Consider the following 25,219-nt stretch of genomic DNA (forward strand, 5'->3'; position numbering starts at 1 on the left):
CATAAAAAAGAGCATCGCCTGTGTTCGGGCGTGGGACTGTGGCAGGGAGCGCAAGGGCATACAAGGGATGGGATCTGCGCCCTTTTCCACAAGGAAAGTGACGATATGAACATGCCGCGCGGAGACGTTTTTTTCCGGGCGCTGGCGATGCCTTGCCGGTTGCCGGCGCCCGTTGATTTCTTCGCGAGGCCGGCCCATCTTTTTTCCATGGCCGTGGATGTGGTCCGCGGCGATGGTGCTCCCATGGGATCGACCGGAACGTTTCATCTCAAGCGCGTCTATGCGCCTCCGGCTGCGGAGGACGGCGTGCGCGTGCTCGTCGATGGTCTCTGGCCGCGCGGCCTCAGCAAGGACAAGGCGAAGGTCGATCTCTGGCTGAAGGAGATCGCGCCGAGCACGGCGTTGCGGCAGTGGTTCAACCACGATCCGGAGAGATGGGACGCGTTCCGGCGCAAATACGAGCACGAGCTCAAGGACAATGAGGCGCTCGACGAGCTCAGCAAGCTGGTGAGGCAAGGCCGCGTCACGCTGCTGTTTGCGGCGCGGGATGAGCACTACAACAACGCCGTCGTCCTGGAGCAGCTTTTGCGCTCACGCAGATGAGCCGTCGGCGGCGGAGCCCGCGATCCTGATCGCGCGCATGATCGCGCCGATGGCGGCGTTACCGCGCCGCACGTCGCGACAGCGAAACCGACCGGGCTGCAACGAGTGCGGACTCCAGATCCTCGATCAGATCCTGTTGCGCCTCGAGGCCGACCGAAAGCCGCAACAGGCCGTCCGTAATACCGGCGGCGCGGCGCGCTTCGGGGTCCATGCTGGCGTGTGTCATGGTCGCGGGATGAGCGACGAGGCTTTCGACGCCGCCAAGCGACTCGGCCAGCGTGAACACCCGGACCTCCTCGACGAAACGGCGGACGGCCTCGACGCCGCCCGACAGCTCGAAGCTCAGCATCGCGCCGAAGCCCGACTGCTGCGCCTTGGCGATCGCATGACCGGCGTGCGAGGGCAGGCCGGGATAATGGACGCACGCAACCGTCGGGTAGCTTTCGAGGTATCGTGCGATGGCGAGCGCGGTCTCCTGCTGCTGCATGACACGCGGAAAGAGCGTTCTCACGCCGCGAAGCGTCATATAGGAATCGAATGCGGAGCCCGTGACGCCGATGACGTTGGCCCAGGCGGCCAAGGTCTCGGCGTCGGATTTGTCGCCGCAGATGACCGCGCCTCCCACGACGTCCGAATGCCCGTTGAGATACTTGGTCGTCGAATGGATGACGTAGTGCGCGCCGAGAAGAAGGGGCCGCTGCAGGGCAGGCGACAGGAAGGTGTTGTCGACCGCCACTTTCGCCCCGACTTCCCGGGCGCGTCTGGCGATGGAGCGGATGTCGACGACGCGCATCAAGGGGTTGCTGGGCGTCTCGACCAGTACCAGGGTGGGAGAGGCCGCGAACGCCTTGTCGAGCTCATCCGGGTTGCCCTGGTCCACGAACATGACGTCGAAATGCTTGAGGTCGCGGCGGGCCGAGAGGAGCCGGTGCGTTCCGCCGTAGCAATCGTGCGGTGCGATGAGCAGGTCGGATGACCTGAGCTGGCTCATGGCCAGATCGACGGCCGCCATTCCCGACGAGACGACCACGGCGCCCTGCCCGCCTTCAAGCTCGGCCAGGGTCTCGGCCAGCATGGCGCGCGTCGGGTTGGAGGTCCGCGAATAATCGTACGCGCCGGCGCGCTCGAAGCCGGCGAAAGCGTAGGTCGTCGAGAGATGAATGGGAGGGGTGACCGCGCCGAAGGCGCTGTCGGTCGCGATCCCCTTCCTTGCCGCCACAGTCCTTGGATCGTTGCGTTTGGCCATGCCAACCTGTCCCCGCCGCGTGACGGCCTGAAAAGAACCCGCCATACTTTGCGCGACGGATCTATGACGTGACGGGAAGTTTATATCGTATTACGATATAATCAAGAGGCAACCCGATGACGAAATCCAGCCCCCGGAAACTTGCCAAGAAGAGCTACCAGGCCCTGGCCGATTTCCGTTATGCGCTCAGGTGCTTCCTGGCCTTCAGCGAGCAGGAGGCAGGAAACGCGGGCCTGACGCTGCAGCAGTATCAGGCGCTGCTTGCCATCAAGGGGGCTCGGGACCGCTCCGATCTCCGCATCGGCGACATTGCGGAACGCCTCCTGATCCGACATCATACGGCCGTAGAGCTGGTCAATCGCCTGGAGAAGAACGGCTTCGTGACCCGGGCCAAGGACAAGGACGATGCACGCCGCGTCACGGTCGCGCTGTCGGAGAAGGCAGAGCGCACCATGGACGGGCTCGCGTCGGCCCACCTTCAGGAGCTGAAAGGGATCCGCCCCGTTCTCGAGCAGCTCCTAGAGCAGTTCGATCCGCCAGGGTCGGATGTGCGGCGAGGCGCGGCGTGATGCAGGAGGCGCCTCCCCGCGTCCTCCGGCGCGGGCGCAGAGCGGAGGGTCGGCCGTGAAAGTCCTCATTCTCGGCGCCGGTGCCGTGGGCGGGTACATCGGCGCGAAACTCCAGAGTGCCGGCGTGGACGTGCTCTTCGTGGTGCGCGGGGCGCGGCTCGCAAGCCTGCGTGACGGCGAGCTCATCGTCAGAAGCCCGCTCGGCGATGTCGCTCGGCCGGTGGCGGCGGTCGAGGCACCGGTCGCCGGTTATGCGCCCGACGTCGTGGTGCTCGCCTGCAAGGCCCCGGCGCTCGAGGGCGCCCTCGACGCGGTCGGTCCGTCGATCGGTCCCGGTACGCGCGTCCTGCCGTTCCTCAACGGCATCACACATCTCAGGGCGCTGGGCGCGAGGTTTCCGCAGGCCGAGATCCTGGGCGGCATCGTGCATGGCGCGGTGGCGCTCAACGAAGAGGGGGTCATCGAGCACCTGACGCCCTTCTTCTCGGTGATCGTGGGGTCGGAATCAACGCCGGCCGATCCCGTGGCCGCGGATCTGGTCCGCCTCCTCGAGGCCGCCGGCGTCGACGCGCGGCTCAGTCGCGACATCCGGCAGGATATGTGGAACAAGTTCGTGTTCCTGACGACGCTCGCAGGCATCACATGCCTGATGCGGGCCAGTATCGGTACGATCGTGGCGACCGACGACGGACGGGATCTCATCGTCCGGCTTCTCGAGGAGTGCCGATCGGTGGCCCGTGCGGAGGGCTCTCAGCCGGACGAAGCCGCGATGGCGTCGTACGCGCGCTCGCTCACGGAGCGGGGATCGACGTTCACCTCATCGATGCTGCGCGACGTTCTCGGCGGACGGCCCACGGAGGCGGACCATATTCTCGGCGACATGCTGCGGCGCGCGCGACGGCACGGTCTCGACACGCCGATGCTGGTGACCGCCCATGCGCATCTTCAGTGCCTCGATGTGATGCGCGGCGTGGTCAATATCGGCGCGTAGACATATGTAAAGAGCGAGAAGGCCGAGATCCATGCGAGCGCTGCGGCCGTGAGCGCGGCCGCGGACCCGTCGGTCCAGAACGGCGCGGCAACGCGCAATGCCGCGGCCAGGGTGATGAGGTAATAGGTCCAGACGATGGGGCGCGGCGCGATGAGGCGGCGCCCCGTGTGTCCCAGCGAGGCCCGGCTCATGACGGCGAGGGTCATGGTGCCGATCGCCCCGGTGCCGAACGCATGCGTGATGCTGGCGCTCGGGACGGCGTCCGTGAACGCGGCGAGCGCGGCCAGCGCGAGACCGATCACGATCCATGCATAGCCGAGATGCAACACCCAGACGATCGGCTCGGCGCGCGTGGCGAAGCCGCGCCAGAGCACGAGCCGCGCGCCGTGCGCCACTGCCGCGACAAGGGCGGCAAGACCGATGAGCGTATCGGGAGCGCCCGTCGCCTCCAGCAGGACGAATGCGACCAGGGCGGCGAGCGCGGTCTTTTCCAGCCACGGGATGCGCTGGGGCATGGGCTTGCGTTTTCCGTTGAGCCAGTTGTGGGTGAAGGCGGGGATGATGCGGCCGCCGACGATGGCGATCATGACGATCACGACCATGAGGGCGATGCGGACCGGCGCGAAGGGATCGAGCGCGAGGTGGCTGGCGTTTCCCAGATGGAAAAGGATGTTGCAGACCGTGAGGGCGGCGACGAGAACGAGGAACATCAGGTTCCGCGCCGCCGGCCGCACGATAAGCTGGCGGGCAGCGAAGGCTCCCAGGATGGGCAGGAACGCGACGTCGAGCAGCATGACGAGCGGAAAGGGCAGAAGCCCCGATAGGCCCATCGCCACGCGTCCCGCGAGCCAGGTCGCGAACAGGATGGCAAGCGGACGCCCGGTGAGCGGCAAGGTGCCGGTCCAGTTCGGCACCGCGGTCAGCAGGAAGCCGCCGATCGCGGCGGCCGCAAAGCCGAAGACCATCTCGTGAGCGTGCCAGGCGAATGCCGATCCGGCGACCGGCAGCCAGCCTTGCCACCAGCCTGCGGCGGCGGTGGTGATCCAGGCGAGCCAGACGGTCATCGCCAGCGCCGCGAAAAGCCCCGCGCTGAAAAAGAACGGCCTGAAGCCGTAGGAGAACAATGCCCCGAGGCTCGGGCCGCCCGCCAGCGGCTGGCGGGGGCGGGGGGCAAAGGAAACTCTTTCTGCATCGGTCATGGCAGCTCTTCCGGCATCCGCAGCAGGTTTCTGAAATCCTTCGGGCGCAGTGCGATGCTCGCAAGCGTTCTCCTGTCGAGGACGGCCATGAATGCGCCGAGCGCCTCGTGGAGCACGCCCTGAAGCTCGCAACACTTCGTGATCGCGCACTGGTTGCCGCTCGCGAAGCACGCGACAAGCGCAAAATCCGGCTCCGTCGCACGGATCACTTCGCCGAGCGTGATCTGCTCGGGCGGCTTGGCGAGGCGCAATCCGCCCGAGCGCCCGCGCACGGCTGTCAGGTAGCCGGCGCGCGTCAGTGCGTTGACGACCTTGGTGAGGTGGGCGCGCGATATCGCATAGGCCTCCGAAATCTCCTCGACGTTGACCAGCCGATCGCCGGCGGCGTGCGTGAACATGAGCACGCGCAGGGCGAGATCAGAGAACAATGTCAGCCGCATCCGTGCCTCACACCTATTTGATATATGTAGAATGCATCTTTATGTGGACGTTTGGCCGTATAAGATGCATTATATATGTATCTTATAGGTCTGTGAACCGTCTTGCTCATGCTGCGGTCCTCAAGCTCCGCCCAAACCCCGAGACGGGGTCAGCTTTACGGGCCGACGAGCGATGGAAAGGAGGAGGACGATGTCAGTTGCTCTCAAAAAATCGAACGTGGTCGAGATGAGCGATGCGTCCGCTCATGACCTCGATCGCGAGGCGGACATTCTTGCCGAGAACGACGAGGCTGCCGAAGATGACGACGGCTTGCTGGCCGTCGCTGGTCCCATCATGGCGTCTGCGTACGCTCTGCTGCTCGCGGTCGCGGCCGTCACGTTCTTTCGAAGCGGAGGGGCGTTTTTCGCGGTCGTGATCAGCATTGTCTTCGCCGCGATCTATTTCGCGATTCCCATGCTGTTCTTCAAGATCAGGCGCACGCAGGATCAGCGGTTCCACAAGAGCGAACTCACCGCAAGCTCCGTCGTCGACGTCTGGACGGGACCGATGCACCGCTGGGAGGCGATCGTGCAGATCGTCTCCATTCCGCTGGCCATCCTCCTGGGGTTCACCTTGCTCGCGATTCGCTGGGGCACCCTGTGAGGCTGCCGTCGGGCGACCCAAGACACCTTTCGCGCCCGGTGCGCGCGGAGGCTGACCAAGAGAAGGAGGAGGATACAATGGCGAAAGCCGGATGGTTCGTGGTTTTCGGCCTGCTGGCCGGATCCGCTTATGCGGACGAGGAGCGGATCGCGTTTCCGAGCGATTACAAGACCGCGTTTACCAACTACCTCAGCCTGGACCGCGTGCAGAACGCCGACCAGATCATCCGTCTCTTCGCCAACGACGTTGCTTTGGATGCGGCAAGCGCCGGCAAGGAGCTGCCGAGCGGATCGATCCTCGTCGGCGAGATCTATGCGGCCAAGAAGGACAAGGACGGGGCCGTGGTCACGAGCACGCTCGGCCATCGGGTCCGCGACAAGTTTGCGGCGGTTGCGGTCATGCAGAAGGGCGACGGATGGGGCGCACGCTACCCTGACGAATTGCGCAACGGAGACTGGGATTTCGCGATTTTCAGTCCCGACGGAAAGCGCCTCGACAAGGATCTCAACGCGTGTCGCCAGTGCCATGCGCCGCTCGCCAACACGCAGCATTTGTTTTCTCTCGAGCACTTGGCGAGATGATCATGCCGGCAAGAGGACAGTCGCACGGGGCGCGAGGGTGCGAGCCAGGAAGGAGGGTATGACATGACCTTCGTCGTCACTGAGAACTGCATCAAATGCAAGTACACCGACTGCGTCGAGGTGTGCCCCGTGGATTGCTTCTATGAGGGCGAGAACATGCTCGTCATTCATCCCGACGAGTGTATCGACTGCGGGGTGTGCGTTCCCGAATGTCCGGCGGAAGCGATCTTCGCGGATACCGAGCGGCAGGCGACGGCCCACTGGCTGGAGATCAACCGCAAGTATGCGGATCTTTGGCCCAACATCACGGGCAAGAAGCCGGCGATGCCGGATGCCGATGCCGAGAACGGCCGCCCGGGAAAAGAGGCCTATCTGTCGCCCTTGCCCGCGACGGAGAGCGCTGCCTGAGCCCGGGTCTGCCGCCTGGCGCCGGCGGCGACGCTGCGCCGGTCCCGGCGGCCGGCCGTGGTCGAGGGGGCGGGGATCTCTCCTCTCGACCCTCTGTCCCTCTCGACCTCGCGCCTCACTTGATGGTCGGCCCTCGCCCTCGCGCGAGACGGGCCGGCTCAAGGGTGTCCATCATGGACGCCGTCGGCCGGGGCCGATCCCCATCACCGGTCCGACCTCCACCCCGGCCGTCAGGTCACGGCCTCCCCGGGGCATATCCCGCATTAACCACCTTTCGGCTCCGGAAGAACGTGTATCTATTCGCGGTGTGCCGCATCGATTAGACCACTGGCGACCTTTTTCGGGCGATCATCGGTCTCGGAGCGTCGCAATCCGTTCGTCCTGGCAGCAGACATGAGCAAGAAAGCACTTCGCCAGCGGGAAATCGTGTCCTTGCTTTCCGATCAGCCGACGCTGCGCGTCAGCGAGCTGGCGGAGGCGCTCGGCGTCACCACGGAGACGATCCGCCGCGATCTCGACGAGATGACCAGCAAAGGCGTGATCAGCCGGACCTACGGCGGCGCCATCCTGCGCAAGACGGGGGAGCCCGCCGTCGCGCAGCGGCATACGCTGATGGTCGAGGAACGGACGCGGATTGCGACGGCGGCCTGTGAGGTCTGCGACGAGGCGCGCGTCTTCATGATGGGATCGGGTGCCACGACGTTGCATGTGGCGCGGCGCATGGCGCTCGTCATGCGGAACGTGACCGTCATCACGCACTCGCTCGCGATCGCCATGGCACTGTCGGGCAATTCGACGATCACGGTGCTGATGACGCCGGGCTTCTATCACGCCGGCGAGGGCGCGACGTACGGCGCGCAGACCCTGCGGTTCCTCGAGCAGTACACTGCGCAATGGGTCATACTCGGCGCCAGCGGCTTGGCACCGGAGGGCGCGAGCGACGCCCTGATCGAGATGGCGGATGTCTATTCGGCGATGATCGAGCGCGGCAACCGGCGCATGATCGTGGCTGACGGCTCGAAGTTCAACCAGATGTTCACGGCCCGCTATGCGAGCTGGAGCCAGGTCGACCTGCTGGTCACGGACACGGCGCCGGGTGGCGCCCTCCTCAAAGCCATGCAGGCGGCCGAGGTGGATGTGACCGTCGCGGCGCCGGGTTAGGGAGACCCTGCCCGCTCGCGCGGCTTACGACGCGGGGATGCCCGAGAGCGTGTCGGCCAGGCGATCGACGAAGATGTCGGCCTCCTCCTCGGAGAGCGACAGCGGCGGGCGGACCTTCAACGTGTTGCCGAAACGGCCCGCTGCGCCGATCATCACGCCGCGGTCCTTGAGCCCGTTGATGGCGCCCGATGCCAGCTCGGGGTCCGGCTCAGCCGCGTGTCCGGGGCGACAGAGCTCGATGCCGAGGAAGAGCCCTGCGCCGCGCACGTCGGCGATGCGGTCGTCTTTCGTCGCCAGATCCTTGAGGCGCGCCTTGATGTGCGCGCCCTTCTCCAGCGCATTGTCCTGCAAGCGCTCCTCGGCGATGACCTCGAGCACCGCCATTCCCGCCGCCGCCGCCACGGGATTGCCCCCGAACGTGCTGAAATAGCCGGTCTCCTCGCAGAAGCGCGCCAGCAGCTCAGGGCGGGTTGCAAGGCCCGCCATCGGGAAGCCGTTGCCCATCGGCTTGCCCATGGTCACGACATCCGGCATCACGTCATGACGGGCAAAGCCCCAGAACGCGTCGCCGGTGCGTGCGAATCCCGGCTGTACCTCGTCGGCGATGTAGAGGCCGCCGGCTTTGTGGACGGTGTCGATGGCCTTGCGCAGAAAGCCAGGAGGATCGGCGTAAACGCCGTCGCTCGAGAAGATCGAGTCGCAGATGAAGGCCGAAAACTTGTGCCCCCGCCGCTCAAGCTCTGCGATCGCGCGTTCGATGTGGGCGGCGAACGCGTTCTCGATCGAGTTGCGCTGTCCGGCATGGGCCGGCGCGGCCACCGTCACCACGTGGTCCGGCAGGCCGCGCCGTTTGAGCGCGGAGGGCGAAATGTCGGAGATGATCGACGTATTGCCGTGATAGGCGTTCTCGGTGACGATGATGCCGGTTCCGCCGGAGGCGGTCGCAGCGATTCGGACAGCGAGATCGTTCGCTTCGCTGCCGCTGCACGACAGCACGACATTGCTCAAGGCATCGGGGAATTTGGCTTTCAGCGCATCGAGGTAGCGATCGACAACGCTGTTGAGATAGCGGGTGTTGATGTTGAGGCGCGCGATCTGGTCGGTCACGTCGGCGACGACACGCGGATGGCTGTGACCGACGGAAGGGACGTTGTTGTAGAAGTCGAGGTAGCGCTTTCCGTCGGCGGCCGTCATCCAGGAGCCGCGCGCGGAGACCACCTCGATCGGCTCGCGATAGAACAGCACGGCGGCGGCACCGACGTTGGCGATGCGCCGCTTGAGGGAGGGACTGGCAGCGCCCATGCCCGCCGCAGCGTCGAACGCGTTCATATCCAGGATCTGGCGCGCTGCCGGTCCCGCGTCGCGGTTCTTCTGGGCCATGTTCGCCACCCCTATCGCTCGATCTTGGAGAGGAACGCGTCCGCGAGCGTGACGGTGCCATGCGTGAAGGGTGCTCCGAGCGCTTGCGCGGTCGGGGTTTCGGCGTGGCTCGCCACCCAGGCCGTGAGAAGGAAGCGGCGCAGGAAGACAAAGACGGGAATGGCGGCGACGTCCGCATCCGGCAGCGGCGCGACCGAGCGATACCCTTCCACCCAGGCGTCCTGCAGCTCGGCGACGATCGGATCGTGCTCGAAGAAGCTCACGGCGGCTGCGAAGTCGTAGACGAACCAGCTGAAGCCGCAGTCGTCGAAATCGATGACGCCGAGCCGGCCGTTGTCGACGAGCAGATTGGCAAGCCTCAAATCCGCATGGACGAGGCCGAAGCGCTCGGGGCCTTCGCCATAAGCGGAGAGGAAGGTCTTGAGCGCGCCGCTTGCCCGCTCGAGCACGGCTCGCCCGCTGGCGTCGAGCCCGATGCCCTCGCGCCAGTCGCCCCACAGCGGGGCCCGCCCGAGCATGGTCTCGTAGTTCCAGGTCTTGCGCCGGAACGTGGCCGGGCGTTGCCAGGTTCGGACGTGCTGGTGAAGGCGGGCACTGATGGCGCCGAGCTCGCGGAAGCCCGCGACGATGCCGTCGCTTCCCTGGGCCGGCTCGGAGCCGCTCATGAACTCGAAGGCGACCACGTGACGGACATCGCCCGCCGCGTGCATGTCGCCGATGTAGCTGCCATCGCGGCGTGGCAAGGGCTTGGGCGTCGCCACCACGGCATGGCGGCGCAGATCGTGAATCCAGTCGAGCTCGGACTGGATCTCGTCGCGCTCGTGGTAGCCGGGACGGTGGACGCGCAGGATGATCGCCTGGCCGGTGCCCGGGTCGGTCGCCTTGAAGGTGGCGTTCTCCGAGATGTTCAAGGTGGCGATCGTCGAATCCGGCGGAAGGCCCCAGCCCTCCGCAAGGCTGGAAAGACCCTGGCGCAATTGTTCGACGAACATGTCTTCGTAGAGTCCAGCCATCGGCTTCGTCCCGCCCGCTGCCCACTCGGCGCCGAGTAAAAAGAAAAGGTCTTCTGACTGCAACATTTTACTTGCGCGCTACAACATTTTTCGTTGATCCTGGCTTCGATCCAGCGGCCCGCGACAGGCGTGCAGCGGATAAAAAAGGGACCCGCACGCGATAACGAGGTCCCCGGAAATTCCAGGGGAAACGCGGGCCTACCTTTTCAGGGAGAGGCTGATGGAGCTTACTCGTCGTCATTTCACCAAAGGCATGGGAGCGGTCGCGGGGCTTGCCGCGTTCGGAGCCGCGCGTCCGGCGTTCGCGGCCCGCGACAAGGAACTGAACATTCTGTGTTGGGAGGGCTACAACACCGACAACGTGCTCGGTCCTTTCCGCAAAGCCAACCCCGGCGTCACGACGCGCGCCGAGAGCGGAACGTCCGATCCCGACATGATCAACAAGCTGCGCGCGGGCGAGATCAAGGTCTGGGACCTGATCAACATCAACCAGCCGTGGGCGCGCCAGCAGCTCTTTCCCGAGAACCTGATCAAGCCGCTCGACAAGGAGCGCTTCCTTCCCTACTTCGCGAGGATGTCGCCGCCGTTCTCGGCGCCCTATCCGCTGGCGTTCGCCGAGAGCGGCGAGCTGATCGGCATGCCGCAGCGCTACGGGCCGTTCAGCTTCGTCGTCAATACCGACAAGATCAGCCGCAAGACCGCCGAGGATCAAGGCTGGTCGATCTTCCTCGATCCGGCGATGAAGGATCGCTTCGGCGTTCTTACCTACGACAACTGGAACGTGATCCACCTGTGCCTCACGGCCGGCGTGGACCCGTTCAAGGCCGTGAGCGAGGACGGCGTCGCCAAGTTCACCGAGGTGACGAAGACCGTGTTCGGCGGCGCGAAGATGATGAGCGACGATCTGGTTGCCATGAACACGGCGCTGATCAACGGCGAGATCGATGCCTACTTCACCGGCGGCACCTATACCGCGAGCCCGGCGCGTTTCGACGGCGCCGCCAACATCCGCGGCATCACGCCAAGTAGCGGGCCGGTGGACGGGAAGGGCGGCGTGGTGTGGGTGGAGCTGACCTCCGTGGTCAACAACCCCAACGTCAGCCCGCTCGCGGAGGAGTTCCTCGCGTTCGTGCAAAAGGCCGAGATCGCCAAGGCGGTGAGCTTCGCCGAGGGCACCTACAATCCGGTGAGCCAGATGGGCGACCCAGAGGTGTTCAAACTGTGGAATGCCGAGGAGCTCGACGCGATCCAGTGGGACAGCCTGGAGGAAGAGCTGGCGCGGAGCGCGGATTTCTCGATCGTTCCCGACTACGATGCGCTTCTCAAGATCTACACGGCGGCGAAACGTCGATGAGCAGCGCTGCGCTGGTCCGCCTGCCGCTCGGCAGGCGGACCTTCCCTGCCAGGCTGACATTTCAAGACCTATGCCCATGACCCCGAATGCGCCGCCGATCCTTCGCATTGTCGACCTCAAGAAGACGTTCGACCGCTTCACGGCTCTCGATTCGGTGAACCTCACGGTGGCCGATGGCGAGTTTCTCGCCATCGTCGGGCCTTCGGGCAGCGGAAAGACGACGCTGATCCGCCTCCTGGTCGGCATGGAGGAGCAGACCAGCGGCGAGATCTGGCTCCGGGACCGGCGCATCGACGACGTGCCCGCCAACCGGCGGCCGACGTGCATGGTGTTCCAGTCGCTGGCGCTCTTTCCGCATCGCTCGGTCGGCGAGAACATCGAGTTCCCGCTCAAGATCCGCGGCGTCGATGCGGCGCAGCGCCGGGCGCGGGCGCTCGAGCTCCTCGAGCTCGTGCGGCTGCCGCAGTCCTATTACGACAAGCGCATCCAGCAGTGCTCGGGCGGCGAGAGGCAGCGCGTTGCGCTTGCGCGCGCGCTGGCGTTCGATCCCGAGATCCTTTTCTTCGACGAGCCGCTGTCGGCGCTCGATTTCCGGCTCCGCAAGATGCTCGAGAAAGAGCTCAAGGACCTGCATCAGCGCACCGGCAAGACCTTCATCTACATCACCCACAGCCTCGAGGAGGCGATGGTGATGTCGGACCGCATCGCGATCATGCGCTCCGGCCGCTTCGAGCAGCTCGGCCCGGCGGAGGAGATCTACGCCAAGCCGAAGAGCCGCTTCGTCGCGGAGTTCATGGGAGAGGTGAACCTTTTCCACTCCAAGGGCGACGCCAGGGCGGTCTCGTTCGAGCATGTGGCGATCGATCCGGCGGCGGCCGTGAAGCACGGGCTCGAGCCCGGCTTCAAAGGCTACCTGATGGCGCGGCCGGAAAGCGTTCGGCTGCTCGGGCCGGGAGAGAGCGCGGACGCGACCGCCAAGGGGGCACTCGAATCTGAGTATCTGCTCGGCTCCCGCGTCCAGTACCTCGTTACGCTCGACAGCGGCTTCAAGGTGACGGTTGAGGCGTCGCGCGAGAAGCGCGTCTCCTGGACACCGGGCCTCGGCGTCGAGATCGGCTTCGATCTCGACAGCGCGCACCTGATCCGGGAGGCGTAGCGTGGAACGGATCAACCAGCGCCTCGGCGCTCTCTTCGCGCTTCCGGTGGGTGCGCTCCTGGCGGTAGGTTTTCTTGCGCCGCTTTGCGTCGTGCTTGCCTTCTCGGTCATGCCGCAGAAGGTATTCTCGCTCGCAAACCTGCCCGACCTCTCGTCCTATGCCATCATGGTGCGGGAGGGATATTGGGAATCGCTTCTGGTGTCGCTGGCGATGGCATTCTGCGCGACCCTTATCCTGTTCGTCATTTGTTGGCCGCTCGCGTTCGCGATGGCGAAAGTCTTCGGTCGCTTCACGCTGGTGCTTACCATCGGCGTGGTGATGACGCTGTTCGTCTCGGAGAATATCCGCCTGTTCGGCTGGGTGCTGACGCTGATGAAAGGCGGCCTGATCGAGGGCTATTGGCGGAGCTGGACGGGACAGTCCTTCGACGGGCTGCTCTACAACGTGCCGGTCATCATCTTCGGTCTCGTCTACGTCTATCTGCCGTTCATGCTGTTTCCGCTCGCGCAAGGCATCGCCATGGTGCCGGATGATGCGCGTCAGGCTGCCTTCGACCTCGGCGCCAACCGGTGGCAGATCTTCCGTGAGGTCGAGCTGCCCCTGTCGGCGCCCGGTATCGTCGTCGGCAGTCTCATCACGTTCGTGCTGACGGCGGGCGCGATCGCGGAATCGAAACTGCTCGGGGGACGGGCGGTGATCGTCATTTCGGACGAGATCGAGCGCGCCTTCACCTACGGCCAGAACTGGCCGCTGGGCTCGGCCCTCGCCGTGACGCTGATCGCGGTGGTTGGAAGCCTGGCGATCCTCGGCGTGACCCGCATCGATCTCGACGCGATGATGGGGAGGGGACGCTGATGCACCCGTCCAAAGCCGGCCGGCTCGGGCTTTATCTCTATGGCGTCCTCATCCTGGCGTTTCTCTACCTGCCGCTGGTCGCCATCGGCTTCGCGTCGGTCTCCACGGCGCGCTATCTGTCGTTTCCGATCCGCCAGTACACGACGCAGTGGTACGTTCAGGCGCTCGAGAGCGACACGGTCTCCGACCTCTTGTGGATCTCGCTCCTGGTCGCGGCGATCGTGACCGTGATCTCGATGGTGCTCGGGTTCTTCGGGGCGCTCGCGTTCGCGCGCTACCGGTGGCGCTATCGCCGTCTCTATCAGAAGCTCATCCTGCTGCCGATCTTCTTTCCGCAATCGGTGCTGGGGCTCGCGCTCCTGATGTGGTTCAACGCGGTCGGGCTCACGCCGACGTGGCATACGGCCATCATCGCCCATCTGGTGTGGATCGCGCCGATCGCGACGCTGATCATTGCCATCCGGGCCTACGGCTTCGATCCGGCGCTCGAGGAAGCGGCCCGCGACATGGGATGCTCGACGTGGCAGATCCTGAGGGAGGTCACGATCCCGCTTTTGATGCCGGGCGTGGTGGCCGCGGGGCTGTTCTCGTTCCTGTTGAGCTGGGGTAACTTTCCGCTGTCGCTGTTCACCACGGGCGCCGACCTGACGCTGCCCGAATGGCTCTATGCCAAGATGGTATCGGGCTATTCGCCTCTGGTGCCGACGGTCGGCATGCTGTCGGTCGCGGCGTCGATCGTGCTCGTTGCGCTCGCTTTCGCGGCAACGCTGCTGTTCAATCGCTTTACGCGCAATTCGTCGGGCTGATACGGGAGACCTCATCCATGCTTACGTCCATTGCCGGCCAGAGCGTCATCGTGACCGGCGGATCCAAGGGGATCGGAAAGGGCATCGCCAAGGTGTTCGCGGCCCGCGGCGCGAACGTGGTCGTCGCGGCGCGCGGCCTCGCCGATGCCGAGGCGACGGTGAACGAGATCCGTGCCGGCGGCGGCACGGCGATCGCGCATGCGGCCGACGTCTCCGACTGGGCGAGTGTCGAGGGGCTCGTGGCGAGGACGCTCGAAGCCTTCGGCACGGTCGACGTCCTTTGCGCCAACGCCGGCGCATTTCCCCAGAAGAAGATCATCGAGCTTACGCCGGAGGACTGGGATCAGGTGCTGGCCACCAACCTCAAGAGCACCTTCCTGTGCGTCAAAGCCTGCATTCCGTCGTTCGAGAAAGCGGGCAAAGGGCGCGTCGTCGTGACCTCGTCGATCACCGGACCGATCACGGGCTATCCCGGCTGGTCCCACTATGGCGCTTCCAAGGCCGGCCAGCTCGGCTTCCTCCGGACGGCGGCCATGGAGCTTGCCCGCTACAACACCACCATCAACGCCGTGCTGCCGGGCAACATCATCACCGAAGGTCTGCAGGATCTCGGCCAGAGCTATCTCGACGGCATGGCCAAGGCCATCCCCCTGAAGCGCCTTGGCAGGGTCGAGGACATCGGCTACGCGGCGTTGTTCCTCGCCTCCCAGGAAGCCTCCTACATCACCGGGCAGACGATCGTGGTCGACGGCGGGCAGATCCTGCCGGAATCAGCGGAAGCGATCGACAGCATCTGAAGCCCATCGGAAATCTTCGCTCCGGGCCGATCGCGTCGCCCAGGGTGTTTCAGGCATGGCATGAGGCATGAGCAGATACTGGGACGTCTACAACGGATGGCGGGCGGATCCCGAGGGCTTCTGGGCGGAGGCGGGGAAGGCGGTTGACTGGTTCAAGCCGGCCGAGCGCATCTTCGAGCCGACGAGCGGTCCTTATGGGCGCTGGTTCGTGGGCGCGGAGTGCAACGCCGCCTACAATTGTCTCGACCGCCATGTCGCGCAAGGGCGCGGCCAGCAGCCGGCCATTCTCTATGACAATCCCGTCACCGGCACCAAGCGGATGCTCACCTACGCCGAGCTGCTCGACGAGGTCGAGGTGTTTGCGGCGGCGCTGGCGCGGCTCGGTGTCGGCAAGGGCGACCGCGTCGTGATCTACATGCCGATGGTGCCGGAGGTCGCGGTGGCGATGCTGGCGGCCGCGCGGCTGGGCGCGATCCATTCTGTAGTGTTCGGCGGCTTCGCGGCCAACGAGCTCGCCGTGCGGCTCAACGACGCCAAGCCCAAGGTGATCATTTCGGCATCATGCGGCATCGAGCCCAAGCATCTCGTCAAATACAAGCCGTTGCTCGATACGGCGATCGAGGTGGCCGCGCACAAGCCGGACCATTGCATCATCCTGCAGCGCCCGATGGAGACCGCGCCGCTTCTCTCCGGCCGCGACCTCGAATGGGCCGCGCTCATGGCCGAGACGCGCGCCGGCGGACACAAGGCCGCCTGCGTGCCGGTGGCAGCCACCGATCCGCTCTACATTCTCTACACGTCCGGCAGCACCGGCCAGCCCAAGGGGGTCGTGCGTGATACCGGCGGCTACATGGTGGCGCTCATCTGGACGATGAAGAACCTCTATGGCCTGGCGCCGGGCGAGGTGTTCTGGTCAGCGTCCGACGTCGGCTGGGTGGTCGGACACTCCTACATCATTTATGGCCCGCTCCTGCACGGCAACACGACGATCATCTACGAGGGAAAGCCCGTCGGCACGCCCGATGCCGGTGCGTTCTGGCGCGTCGTGTCAGAGTACAAGGTGGCGGCCTTCTTCACGGCCCCGACCGCGCTCCGGGCGATCAAGAAGGAGGACCCGAGCGGACGCTTGATCGCGAACTACGATCTCTCGGGCCTGCGCACGCTGTTCCTCGCCGGCGAGCGGGCTGACCCCGAGACCGTGCGCTGGGCCGAAGAGGTGCTCGCCGTTCCCGTCATCGACCACTGGTGGCAGACGGAGACCGGCTGGGCGATCACCGGCAATCCGGTCGGGCTCGGGGCGCTGCCGGTCAAAGCCGGCTCGTCGACGGTGCCGATGCCGGGCTACGACGTCCACATCGTCGACGAGGACGGCCGCGATGTCGCAGAGGGTGAGCTCGGCAATATCGTCGTCAAGCTGCCGCTGCCGCCCGGCTGCCTCACGACGCTGTGGAATGCGGAAGAGCGTTTCGGCCCGAGCTATACCGATCGGTTTCCCGGATACTATGCCACCGCCGACGCCGGCTTTCGGGACGAGGACGGCTATCTCTTCATCATGGGGCGCACCGACGACATCATCAACGTGGCCGGTCACCGGCTCTCGACGGGTGCGATGGAGGAGGTGCTCGCCTCGCACAAGGACGTCGCCGAATGCGCCGTGATCGGCGCGGCCGATGCGCTCAAGGGCGAATTGCCGGTCGGATTCGTCGTGCTCAAGGCGGGCGTCGCGCGGGATCCGAAGGAGATCGAGGGCGAGGTCGTTGCGCTGGTGCGCGAGCGGATCGGCCCGGTGGCGGCGTTCAAGACGGTGCGGATCGTGGGGCGGCTGCCGAAGACGCGCTCCGGCAAGATCCTGCGCGGCACGATCAAGAAGATCGTCGATGGGACCGAGTACAAGGCTCCGCCCACCATCGACGATCCGGCAATCCTGGACGAGATCGGCTCGGTTCTCGAGACGCGCCCCATCGGGGACCAGGCGAAGTGATGGCCGCCGCGGCCGACGGGCGGCTCGTCTTCGAGGCGTGAAAGACGCTACGGAGCCGGCTGCAGAAGCTCCAGGCTGTCGAATGTCTTGGGCGGCGTTTCGATCCTGCACGAGCGATCGTCCGCCGGATCCGTGCAGGCGACGAAAAGCCCGTGCGGATAGGCGTTGACGTCGCGGCATTCGGCGTGGAAGCGCCGCCATTCGTCCTTCTCGGCCTCGATACGCGCGAGGTGCTGCGTGCCGCAGGACGTCCCGAGGTAGATGAGGCGCAAGACCATGTAGTCGTGGATCTCGGCGGAGGCGATGTGCGCCGCCGAGACCATTGTGAGTGCAGAAGCCAGACCGGCTGCCAGGGCGGTCGCCCTGCAACCGCATCTCTTCGACGGGGGCGGCGTCATTGAAGATGGGAGGTGAATTGCCGGCCTGCGGTGTCGCTCGCGGTGAGCTTGACGTCGGTAGGCGTAGCGTTCGCGAACGTCAGCCGGAAGTTCGGATCCTCCGAGATCGCAATCCCGCTGTCGACGGTCACCAGGCGCTCGGCGCCGATATTGATCGTCACGCGGTCGACGAACTCGGCCGGCGTATAGGCGTTGGTGCTGGTGTCGATCTGCATGCCGGAGAAATTGGGATGGCGGATCTGCACCTGGAGCTCGCGCCAGAGATCCCCGCGCGTGGCATCGTTCTCCACCCTGAGCTTCACACGGCCGATGCCGCGCAGCGCTTCATCCATGTTCTTGAGCGATGTCGACGTGCAGCCTCCCGCACCGGCGACGAACTGGCTCGCCTCATAGAGCTCGCCGTCGACGGTCTCGAGGACGGCGCGCACCCGGCTCATGTTCTCCAGGCGTAATCTAACCTCGAGCGAGCGGTCTCCGATGTCGCCTGCCCGATAGAGATCGCCAAAATGGAACACGGCGGCGACGGGGGCCGGGTTGTGGTCGACGACGAGCGTCAAGGCGCGTGCCTTCGGGATGCGATCAGCCCCGATGTAGATGCGCACCGGAACGATCGAGGCGTCCTCGGCGCGCTTCGGCGCGAAGATCTTCACCGATCCGTCCTCCGAGATCGACCGGTCCTCGAACAGGCTCTGCCGGATCTCGATCCAGGGCTCCTCCTCGGCGTGTGCACCGGTATTCGAGACGCCGTGGCCGACGATGCCCGTCCCGAGCGCCAGCAGAAGAGCGATGAGCGGCGAAACTCGCATCTTTGCCTCTTTCGGTTCTATTCCGGCTGCGCGTCGATGTACGTCCGGATCGCCCAGATGGCCTCCTGATTGAGCAGCCCCTCGAACGGCGGCATCTTCTGGCGTCCGCCCACCGTTGCGCCTTGGAGTACGCGCGAGAGGAACCACGCGTCCTCCGTCTCGCTCTCTCCGAGCTCGCGCAGGTCGGGTGCCATGCCGCCCGATTTCACCTCCAGGCCATGACAGCGCGCGCAGTTCGAATTGTAGCCGCGCGAGCCGATCTCGACAGCGATGTCATGCAGTTTCGGATTGTTGCGATAGGGATTGGTTGCGACCCATTCCTCGCCCAGGGGCTCGAGGCCCGATGTGTCGACCGGCTGGGGGGCTCCGTCACCGTGAGCCAATGCGTCGGAAGCGGAAACGAGGGACAGGAGAGCGAGCGCGGGAAGAATGTTGCGAAGAGACATGCGAGGAGCCTTGCCTAGTTTGTGGTTTGGGGTGAGTCCGGCTCGAGCCAGATGCGCCAGGACTCGCTGCCATTGACGTCGAGGAAGTAGGTTCCCGGGCGCTCGATCCTGTACGTTGCCTCTCCGCCGCCGCCGATGTGCAGGTTCTGCACCACGGTGCCATCGGCGGACTTCAGATAGAGCACGAAGATCGCGCCGTCGCTCTGGTAGCGGAGCAGCGTCGGCCGATCGATGTCGAAGGTGTCGGTCGTCTTGTTGAGGCGGCCCGAGAAACGCGGCGCGACCAGCTTGCGGACCTCGCGGTCGTAGCAGGCGAGACGCGCGTCGTTATCGGCGATCGTGAGACACGTTCGTGCTCCTTCGCCCTCCTGCGCCATCGCCTGGGGCGCGAGCAGGGCTCCGGCGAACCAGAGGCCGGACATGCCGAGACGCGCCAAGCCCGGGTACGGTAGGATCACTGCGGTGCAGGCTCCCATCTCGCCTTGTCCTCTTCCCAGACTTTCTCGCCGCGCTGCCAGTCCATGGGGCAGCCCTTGCATCCCTCCATGAACGCGTCCTGGAAGATGGCGAAGCGGATCTTCGTGCCTTCGAACACGGCGTTGGAGAGGTTTGCCTCGTAGAACTTCGTCTCTTGGACGTCCGTGTTGATGAACTTCGCGCCGACGAAGTTCACGCCCTTGGCCATGGCCTTCTCGAGCGTGGCGGCGGTGAGGTCGGCGTTCTGGAGGTCGGCCTTGCTCATGCGGACGAACGACAGGTCGGCGCCTCTCAAAGAGGCGCCCGGCAGCTTCGCTCCTTGCATGAAGCCAAGGCTCAGGCGCGCGCCGTCGAGATTGGTGCCTGTCAGATCCGCGCCCTGGAGGTTTGCGTGACGCAGATCCGCGCGGGCCAGGATGGCGCCCTTGAGGTTTGCGCCCTGCAGATTGGCGTTCTTGAGATCGGCATGGCGCAGATCCGCCCCTTCGCAGCTCGTCTTCGGCGCGATCGTGCATCCGTTGACGATCCAGGGATCGGGGCGTTCCTCGGTGTTGACGATGATGGGGTAGTCCTGGGCCACGGCCTGTACGGGGGCTGAGCCCACCGCGCTCGCTGCGCCGAGAGCAAGAAGAGCCCGCCGTGCGGCGCGCATCGGCTTGTGCGTGTTCATCGGAGCCGTTCCTGGAAAGGGGGAGTGGGCAGCCGGCCTGACGTGGCCAAGCCGGCTGCCTCGAGGTTCTAGCGGGCGGGATGGAGAGAAGCCCGTGCGAAGAGAGCCTAGGGGTTCGAGGCCGTCGTGCGCGGCACCTCGAACACCCAGAACGAGCCGCCCTGGCTCACCTGCTTGGTCTGGTCCGCCATATCGCCGCCCCAGAGAGGCACGGCACCGCCGTAGCCCGATGCCAGGCCGATGTACTGCTTGCCGTCCATCTCCCAGGTGACGGGCTGCGAGACCACGCCGGATCCGGTCTGGAACTTCCAGAGCTCCTTGCCGTCCTTGGTGTCGAAGGCTTTCACGAAGCCGTCGCTCGTTCCGGTGAGGACGAAGCCGCCTTTCGTGGCCAGCACGCCGCCCCAAAGCGGCATCGCCTCGCGGTGCTCCCAGACGATCTTGCCGTTCGTGGGATCCATGGCGCGCAGCACGCCGACGTGCGTGTCGAACTGGCGCTTGATGCGGAAGCCCTGGCCGAGATAGGCGGCGCCTTTCTTATAGGTGACGTTCTCGGTCCAGTAGTCCTCTTTCCAGTCGTTCGTCGGGATATAGAACAGCTTCGTATCCTGGCTGTAGGCCATCGGCATCCAGTTCGTGCCGCCGAGGAAGTTGGGCGTGACCTGGATGACCTTGCCCTTGCTTTCGCCTTCCGCGGGTGCAGGCGGGCGCTGGCCCTCGACCTCGTGCGGACGGCCGGTGGCGAGATCCCAGCCCGTGGCCCAGGAAATATCAGGGACCATCGGGAAGATGCCGAGCGCGCTGCCGGCCTGCTTCGAGATCCGGCCGTCGCGGGCGGTCAGCGTGTCGAGGTCGGTGATGAAGAGGAAGCCGTTGCGGTCGGCGTGGGCGCCGGCGCGGACGGTCTTGCCATCCTTCTCCATCTCGAACAGCGTGATCGGGTTGTTGCCCGAGAAGTCCCACGCATCGTTCGGCGTGTGCTGGAAGAAGCCGACCGGCTCACCCGTCGACGGCTCGATATAGATCTGCCCCGACGTAAAGAGGCTGTCGTACGGCTTCCAGTCGCCGTTCGGGCCCGAACGATAGTGGTAGTTCCACGGCGCCGGATTGCCGGTGCCGATGACGATGGTGTTCGTCTTCACGTCGTAGGTGGCCGACTGCCAGGGTGCGCCGCCGCCGTGGTTCCAGGCTTCGACCTTGCTGCCGTCCTTGGCGTTCGGCCACGACGGGGCCTTCGGGTCGCCGGTCGGCGTCGACTCCTTGCCGTTGAGGCGGCCCATGTGCCCCTCGACGAGCGGGCGCATCCAGATCTCTTCGCCCGTGTCCGGGTCGCGTGCGTAGAGGCGGCCGACGACTCCGAACTCGTCTCCCGAGGAGCCGTGGATCAGCAGCACTTTCCCGGTCTTCTGGTCCTTGATGATGTTCGGCGCGCCGGTCATCGTGTAGCCGCCGGTATGATCCTCGAACTTCTTGTTCCAGACGACCTTGCCGGTCTTGCGGTCGAGCGCGACGATGCCGGCGTCGAGCGTGCCCATATAGAACTTGTCGCCGTAGAGCGCGCCACCGCGATTGACGACGTCGCAGCAGGGCCGGATGTCGTCGGGCAGGCGATGAGCGTACGACCAGATTTTCTTGCCGGTCTTGGCGTCGAGCGCGAAAGCGCGCGAATAGGATGCCGTCACGTAGATCACGCCGTCACGAACAAGCGCCTGGGTCTCCTGGCCGCGCTGCTTCTCGTCGCCGAACGAGAACGACCACGATGGTTTCATCTGCGCGATGTTGTTGACGTTGATCTGCTCCAGCGAGCTGTAGCGATGGTTGCGCACGCCCATGCCCCAGCTGACCACGTCGTCGGTGGTCGTCTCGTCGTTGAGAATGTCTTCCCAGGTTACGGCTTTGGTCGCGGAGGTTTCGGCTTGTGCTGCGAAACCCGTGGCGACGGCGGCGATGGCGAGGCTCGAAGCGGCCGCAAAAAGGCGCGCGTTGACGCCCCGAAGGGGGTGTCTACGTTGCATGGCGTTTCTCCCAAAACGATTTAACTGAGGCGATCAGTCCGCCGCCCCTGAAGGAGAAACTTCATAGTTTGAGTTTTAGCGTCCATTCTCCTTTAGGCGAATGGATACGCAAAGGTTGGCGTTCTTCGACCAATGTCTAGGACGTTGTTTCTATGCATTCCCGATGCATGGGAGAATATTTCCCGACACTGTGTTGGAAAAAGATGCAATGCGCCTGACGGACGCGCTGTCCGCAGCCCGGCAGATCATGCGCACGATCTTCGACATCGTCTCGCCCCGCCGCATTGGGCGCGCGGTATGGAGAGAGGGGCAGGCGTCCGGCGCCGATCCGGATCGACACGACGTGCGACGAGATGAGTGCAGAAATTCCGCCTTCCCGCGCCGTCTGCCAGGATGTCCCCGGTAAATTTGGAAGGCTTGGTCATTGATTAAATATCGAGAGAAAGCGCTCCTTGAGACGCCGCTCAAAGTGGCGGCGGGACCCTTGCCTGCAGGGGTCTCGAAAACAGAACCACGTATTTAGGGAGTAGGCGCAATGACCAGCAAATGGGTCGTTTTCGGTTCGATTCTCCTGCTTTCGGGAACGGCGGCTGTCGCCGGCGAGTGGGGGAGCCATTTCCAGACCCTCGACACCGACGGCAACGGCCGGATCAGCCGCACGGAGTGGGAGGCGAACCAGCACAAGCTGAAGCTGGATCCGGCACCGACATTCACGGCCATGGACACCGACGTCAACAATAGTGTCGATGACGACGAATGGGCGGCGGCGGAAAAAATGGCTAAGGCGTTCCCCGTGTCCTGCAAGTCCGCCACGTCGTCCTGGTGCGAAAAGCAGTACTGATCCGGACGCCACGATTCCGCACGAAGCCCGGCGGGCAACCCCCGGGTTTCGGGCAACTCCGTCCGGACGTTGACGCCCGCGTCATAAATCGAGCTTGGGCAGGTTGTCGGGCAGCGTCCCATCCGGCAGGCACGGCCGCCCGGACGCCTTGCAATGAAACGTGCCCTGGCCGTCCTGGGTGCAGTCCATGGACTGATCGGCCGCGTTGTCCCAGTGCTCGTAGCCTTTGCCTAAGGCGCCGGCCCGCGACGACCACCACTTCTGCGCTGCAATCAGCGCCTCCTCCTGGGTAGCGCCGGACGCCCGTCCGCTTTCGATGGGATCGCCACAGTATTTTCCGGCCGCGGCCTCTCCCGCGAGCAGCGCGAGTATCAGCACGCTCATGGCGGCGGACCTCGGGGTGGTTCTGACTGACATGGGTCGTCTCCCTGACCGGATCATGGAAGAGATTGTGAAATCACGATGCCTCGGGGGCCGCCCGGACACTTGATGCGGTGCAGCTCCGAGAGACGGGCAAGGTCGATCACGGAGACGTCGTCCGAAAACCAGTTGGCCACATAGGCCCGCGCGCCATCCGGGCTGACGGCAATCCCTTCCGGATAGCCGCCGACTTTGATCGCGCTTGGCAAGGCCCCGCCGCGCTCCAGCACCGAAACGGTGTTTGCCTGTTGATTGGTGATGAGGGCTCGCGCGCCGTTGGGTGTCACGGCCGCGCCGTACGGCATGGCCCCGCTGGGCAAGGTCTCCATGACCTCGAGCCGCGCCGTGTCGATGACGGAAACGGTTCCAGCCTGCACGTTGCCGACGTAGAGGCTGCGGCCATCCGGAGAAAGCGCCAATGCGAACGGCGCCTTGCCAACCGGGATCGTGGCGGCGATCGAGAGATCCGCCGTTCGGACCGCGCTCACGCTGTCACTTTCCCGATTGGCGACGAAGAGCAGCGTCTCATCGGCGGTGAGGAGGACGTGGGCCGGGGCGCGCCCCACCGCGATCGTCTTCGCCGGTCCGTCTACGCGTGCATCGAGGACGGAGACGTGCGCTCCGTTCCAGTCAGCGACGAAGAGACGCCCGTCTTTTGCCGCCGCGATGCCGAAGGGCGATCCGGCAACGGCAAACGAGCGCAGAACGCGCTGCTTGGCGAGATCGACCACGGACACCTTGCCCAGGTCCGGATGGGTGACGTAGGCGATCCCGGCGCCCGGCGCGAGCGCGAGGGCGGCCGGCGCCTTGTCGAGGGCAATCGAGAACGCGATTTTGTCGCCGTCGTCAACAATTGCGCTCAGTGCGGCCCCAGACTGGCTCAGGACATAGACCCGCCCCTCTCCTGCCGCTGCGGTCTCATACGCGAGACAGGCGACGAGAGCCGCGAGCGCAATGGCCCATCCTGCCCGACGAAACCCCATGTGCGTTTGTCCTCAGCTCTTCCCTTCGACCTTGGCCTTGAGACCCTTGAGGCCCTCTTGCATGAACTTGGTCATGGCGTTGACGGCCGCCTCGTCGTTCTTGTCCTCGGGCGGGAAGTTGCCGGTGTCTGCGCGATAGAAGCGGCCGGTCCACGTCACCGTGCTTCCGTCAGGGGTGGGGGTGACGGCGATGTTCGCGGAGTAGAAGCTGACGGGGAACGCCTCGACGTTCTCGGTCGAGAGCCGGTAGCTGTAGCTCATGTCCTTGTCGATATACTCGTCGAGCCCTTCGACGAGATCGCCCTTTTCCAGCGTGATGGTGCGCAAGGCGCCGGGATCGTTGCCGCCGCTCGCCGTGGCCTTGGCGATGGCCGGATTCCAGCTCACGTCGCCAAACGACTTCAGCGCCTCCCACACTTTCGCGGGCGGGGCCGCGATCGTGATCGTTTCCTCGGCTTTCTGTGGCGTCGGCCCATGCGCCAGGGCCGGCGCCGTCGCGCCGAACCAGACAATGAGAACGCTCATGGCGCGTGCAAAGAAGGTCATCTTTTTCCTCATACGGTTCACAGTCGGATCGGTGCCCAGCGGGCGAGCATCGGGGCGGCATAGAGAGCGACCAGCAGCGCGAGGGCGATGGCAGCGGGAACGGGCCGCACGTCGACCGCGACCTCGACGCGGCGCGTGTGTGCGCTGTCCGCGATGGCGGCACGCACATCCGGCGAGTCGATGAGATCGGCATGAGAGAGGCCGAGCTTGGCGGAGAGCGCCGCGAGATGGTCGCTGCGAACGGAGGACAGGTGCTCCTCGCCCGTCGACGCCTCGCTCCCGAAGGGAGCCCATTTCGGGTGGTAGCCCGGGCGCAAGTGGGCATCAGGGGGCGGCGGTCCGGAATGGTTCTCCTGCGGCACGTCCATGGGCCCGTAGACGCCGATCTCGTTGCCGTCGTCGTCGAATTTCGGCATCGGTGCTTTTTCCCGGC

The 25,219-nt window shown here is 65.2% G+C and carries 28 protein-coding genes and 1 pseudogene; 14 read left to right on the forward strand and 15 right to left on the reverse strand.

Translation table 11 applies throughout. The features are described 5' to 3' along the window. Window positions 1–243: 243 nt before the first annotated feature. Window positions 244–603, forward strand: a complete 360-nt coding sequence (locus V7082_RS09755) for a DUF488 domain-containing protein (RefSeq protein ID WP_334148034.1) — start codon at window positions 244–246, stop codon at window positions 601–603. A gap of 58 nt (window positions 604–661) precedes the next feature. Here the strand turns inward: V7082_RS09755 and metB are convergent, their stop codons facing one another. Beyond that, window positions 662–1,849, reverse strand: a complete 1,188-nt coding sequence (metB, locus tag V7082_RS09760) for a cystathionine gamma-synthase (RefSeq protein ID WP_334148036.1) — start codon at window positions 1,847–1,849, stop codon at window positions 662–664. A 116-nt stretch (window positions 1,850–1,965) separates the two neighbouring features. Between metB and V7082_RS09765 the strand changes: the two genes are divergently transcribed. Together V7082_RS09765 and V7082_RS09770 are read left to right on the forward strand one after the other, a co-directional pair. Next, window positions 1,966–2,418: a MarR family winged helix-turn-helix transcriptional regulator gene (locus V7082_RS09765; RefSeq protein ID WP_334148038.1), complete on the forward strand. Its 453-nt coding sequence runs from the start codon at window positions 1,966–1,968 to the stop codon at window positions 2,416–2,418. A 55-nt stretch (window positions 2,419–2,473) separates the two neighbouring features. Continuing rightward, window positions 2,474–3,409: a ketopantoate reductase family protein gene (locus V7082_RS09770; RefSeq protein ID WP_334148039.1), complete on the forward strand. Its 936-nt coding sequence runs from the start codon at window positions 2,474–2,476 to the stop codon at window positions 3,407–3,409. Here the strand turns inward: V7082_RS09770 and V7082_RS09775 are convergent. After that, complete coding sequence (locus V7082_RS09775) at window positions 3,364–4,608, reverse strand: NnrS family protein (RefSeq protein ID WP_334148041.1); 1,245 nt, start codon at window positions 4,606–4,608, stop codon at window positions 3,364–3,366. The two genes, V7082_RS09770 and V7082_RS09775, sit on opposite strands and share 46 nt — an antisense overlap. Beyond that, window positions 4,605–5,048 (reverse strand): RrF2 family transcriptional regulator, encoded by a 444-nt coding sequence (locus tag V7082_RS09780; RefSeq protein ID WP_334148043.1) that lies wholly within the window; start codon window positions 5,046–5,048, stop codon window positions 4,605–4,607. Before V7082_RS09780 ends, V7082_RS09775 begins: the two co-directional genes overlap by 4 nt. A 190-nt stretch (window positions 5,049–5,238) precedes the next feature. Between V7082_RS09780 and V7082_RS09785 the strand changes: the two genes are divergently transcribed. The 4 genes from V7082_RS09785 (at window position 5,239) to V7082_RS09800 (ending at window position 7,841) form a co-directional block, all read left to right on the forward strand. After that, window positions 5,239–5,691: a hypothetical protein gene (locus V7082_RS09785; protein WP_334148045.1), complete on the forward strand. Its 453-nt coding sequence runs from the start codon at window positions 5,239–5,241 to the stop codon at window positions 5,689–5,691. A gap of 77 nt (window positions 5,692–5,768) precedes the next feature. Then, window positions 5,769–6,272: a cytochrome P460 family protein gene (locus tag V7082_RS09790; protein WP_334148046.1), complete on the forward strand. Its 504-nt coding sequence runs from the start codon at window positions 5,769–5,771 to the stop codon at window positions 6,270–6,272. Between the two features lie 63 nt (window positions 6,273–6,335). Then, window positions 6,336–6,680: a ferredoxin FdxA gene (gene fdxA, locus V7082_RS09795; RefSeq protein ID WP_334148047.1), complete on the forward strand. Its 345-nt coding sequence runs from the start codon at window positions 6,336–6,338 to the stop codon at window positions 6,678–6,680. A 393-nt stretch (window positions 6,681–7,073) separates the two neighbouring features. Further along, on the forward strand, window positions 7,074–7,841 hold the full coding sequence (locus tag V7082_RS09800; protein ID WP_334148048.1) for a DeoR/GlpR family DNA-binding transcription regulator: 768 nt from the start codon (window positions 7,074–7,076) through the stop codon (window positions 7,839–7,841). A 24-nt stretch (window positions 7,842–7,865) separates the two neighbouring features. Here V7082_RS09800 and V7082_RS09805 read toward each other — a convergent pair whose 3' ends face one another. Together V7082_RS09805 and V7082_RS09810 are read right to left on the reverse strand one after the other, a co-directional pair. Then, the gene (locus tag V7082_RS09805) at window positions 7,866–9,221 is read right to left on the reverse strand and encodes an aspartate aminotransferase family protein (RefSeq protein WP_334148049.1); all 1,356 of its coding nucleotides are present in this window, start codon (window positions 9,219–9,221) and stop codon (window positions 7,866–7,868) included. Window positions 9,222–9,232: 11 nt separating this feature from the next. Next, on the reverse strand, window positions 9,233–10,234 hold the full coding sequence (locus V7082_RS09810; protein WP_334148050.1) for a phosphotransferase enzyme family protein: 1,002 nt from the start codon (window positions 10,232–10,234) through the stop codon (window positions 9,233–9,235). A gap of 220 nt (window positions 10,235–10,454) precedes the next feature. Here V7082_RS09810 and V7082_RS09815 point away from each other — a divergent pair, with 220 nt between their 5' ends. The 6 genes from V7082_RS09815 to V7082_RS09840 all read left to right on the forward strand — a co-directional run bounded on the left by V7082_RS09815 (window position 10,455) and on the right by V7082_RS09840 (window position 17,184). After that, window positions 10,455–11,588, forward strand: coding sequence for an ABC transporter substrate-binding protein (locus tag V7082_RS09815; RefSeq protein WP_334148051.1), 1,134 nt, complete (start codon window positions 10,455–10,457; stop codon window positions 11,586–11,588). Window positions 11,589–11,664: 76 nt separating this feature from the next. Then, window positions 11,665–12,744 carry an ABC transporter ATP-binding protein gene (locus V7082_RS09820; protein WP_334148052.1) on the forward strand — a complete coding sequence of 360 codons (1,080 nt, stop codon included), beginning with the start codon at window positions 11,665–11,667 and terminating at the stop codon, window positions 12,742–12,744. A 1-nt stretch (window position 12,745) separates the two neighbouring features. Further along, the gene (locus V7082_RS09825; protein ID WP_334148054.1) at window positions 12,746–13,600 is read left to right on the forward strand and encodes an ABC transporter permease; all 855 of its coding nucleotides are present in this window, start codon (window positions 12,746–12,748) and stop codon (window positions 13,598–13,600) included. Next, the gene (locus V7082_RS09830) at window positions 13,600–14,406 is read left to right on the forward strand and encodes an ABC transporter permease (RefSeq protein WP_334148056.1); all 807 of its coding nucleotides are present in this window, start codon (window positions 13,600–13,602) and stop codon (window positions 14,404–14,406) included. Before V7082_RS09825 ends, V7082_RS09830 begins: the two co-directional genes overlap by 1 nt. Window positions 14,407–14,423: 17 nt before the next feature. Continuing rightward, a complete protein-coding gene (gene fabG / locus V7082_RS09835; RefSeq protein WP_334148058.1) occupies window positions 14,424–15,203 on the forward strand; it encodes a 3-oxoacyl-ACP reductase FabG in 780 nt (259 codons plus the stop codon). 67 nt (window positions 15,204–15,270) lie between these two features. Next, window positions 15,271–17,184 carry a propionyl-CoA synthetase gene (locus V7082_RS09840; protein ID WP_334148059.1) on the forward strand — a complete coding sequence of 638 codons (1,914 nt, stop codon included), beginning with the start codon at window positions 15,271–15,273 and terminating at the stop codon, window positions 17,182–17,184. 47 nt (window positions 17,185–17,231) lie between these two features. Here V7082_RS09840 and V7082_RS09845 read toward each other — a convergent pair whose 3' ends face one another. The 6 genes from V7082_RS09845 to V7082_RS09870 all read right to left on the reverse strand — a co-directional run bounded on the left by V7082_RS09845 (window position 17,232) and on the right by V7082_RS09870 (window position 21,996). Beyond that, complete coding sequence (locus V7082_RS09845; protein WP_334148061.1) at window positions 17,232–17,507, reverse strand: hypothetical protein; 276 nt, start codon at window positions 17,505–17,507, stop codon at window positions 17,232–17,234. A gap of 71 nt (window positions 17,508–17,578) precedes the next feature. Beyond that, a complete protein-coding gene (locus tag V7082_RS09850; RefSeq protein WP_334148063.1) occupies window positions 17,579–18,388 on the reverse strand; it encodes a quinoprotein dehydrogenase-associated SoxYZ-like carrier in 810 nt (269 codons plus the stop codon). A 17-nt stretch (window positions 18,389–18,405) separates the two neighbouring features. Further along, window positions 18,406–18,834, reverse strand: coding sequence for a cytochrome c-550 PedF (gene pedF / locus V7082_RS09855; RefSeq protein ID WP_334148065.1), 429 nt, complete (start codon window positions 18,832–18,834; stop codon window positions 18,406–18,408). 14 nt (window positions 18,835–18,848) lie between these two features. Beyond that, window positions 18,849–19,292, reverse strand: a complete 444-nt coding sequence (locus V7082_RS09860; RefSeq protein WP_334148067.1) for a hypothetical protein — start codon at window positions 19,290–19,292, stop codon at window positions 18,849–18,851. Next, the gene (locus V7082_RS09865; RefSeq protein ID WP_334148068.1) at window positions 19,289–19,981 is read right to left on the reverse strand and encodes a pentapeptide repeat-containing protein; all 693 of its coding nucleotides are present in this window, start codon (window positions 19,979–19,981) and stop codon (window positions 19,289–19,291) included. The genes V7082_RS09860 and V7082_RS09865 overlap by 4 nt, the downstream gene beginning before the upstream one ends. A gap of 107 nt (window positions 19,982–20,088) precedes the next feature. Continuing rightward, on the reverse strand, window positions 20,089–21,996 hold the full coding sequence (locus V7082_RS09870) for a methanol/ethanol family PQQ-dependent dehydrogenase (protein WP_334148070.1): 1,908 nt from the start codon (window positions 21,994–21,996) through the stop codon (window positions 20,089–20,091). A gap of 535 nt (window positions 21,997–22,531) precedes the next feature. On the opposite strand from V7082_RS09870, the gene V7082_RS09875 reads away from it, so the two are divergent. Then, on the forward strand, window positions 22,532–22,837 hold the full coding sequence (locus tag V7082_RS09875; protein WP_334148072.1) for a hypothetical protein: 306 nt from the start codon (window positions 22,532–22,534) through the stop codon (window positions 22,835–22,837). 81 nt (window positions 22,838–22,918) lie between these two features. On the opposite strand, the gene V7082_RS09880 is transcribed toward V7082_RS09875, so the two are convergent. The 4 genes and pseudogenes from V7082_RS09880 to V7082_RS09895 all read right to left on the reverse strand — a co-directional run. After that, window positions 22,919–23,254 (reverse strand): hypothetical protein, encoded by a 336-nt coding sequence (locus V7082_RS09880; RefSeq protein WP_334148074.1) that lies wholly within the window; start codon window positions 23,252–23,254, stop codon window positions 22,919–22,921. Between the two features lie 20 nt (window positions 23,255–23,274). Continuing rightward, window positions 23,275–24,240, reverse strand: a complete 966-nt coding sequence (locus tag V7082_RS09885; RefSeq protein ID WP_334148075.1) for a YncE family protein — start codon at window positions 24,238–24,240, stop codon at window positions 23,275–23,277. A 12-nt stretch (window positions 24,241–24,252) separates the two neighbouring features. After that, on the reverse strand, window positions 24,253–24,786 hold the full coding sequence (locus tag V7082_RS09890; protein WP_334148077.1) for an SRPBCC family protein: 534 nt from the start codon (window positions 24,784–24,786) through the stop codon (window positions 24,253–24,255). A gap of 17 nt (window positions 24,787–24,803) precedes the next feature. After that, window positions 24,804–25,219 (reverse strand): annotated as a pseudogene (locus V7082_RS09895) (VWA domain-containing protein); the annotation flags it as partial.

The sequence above is a fragment of the Hyphomicrobium sp. genome, assembly GCF_036833075.1.
Lineage (GTDB): Bacteria > Pseudomonadota > Alphaproteobacteria > Rhizobiales > Hyphomicrobiaceae > Hyphomicrobium_C.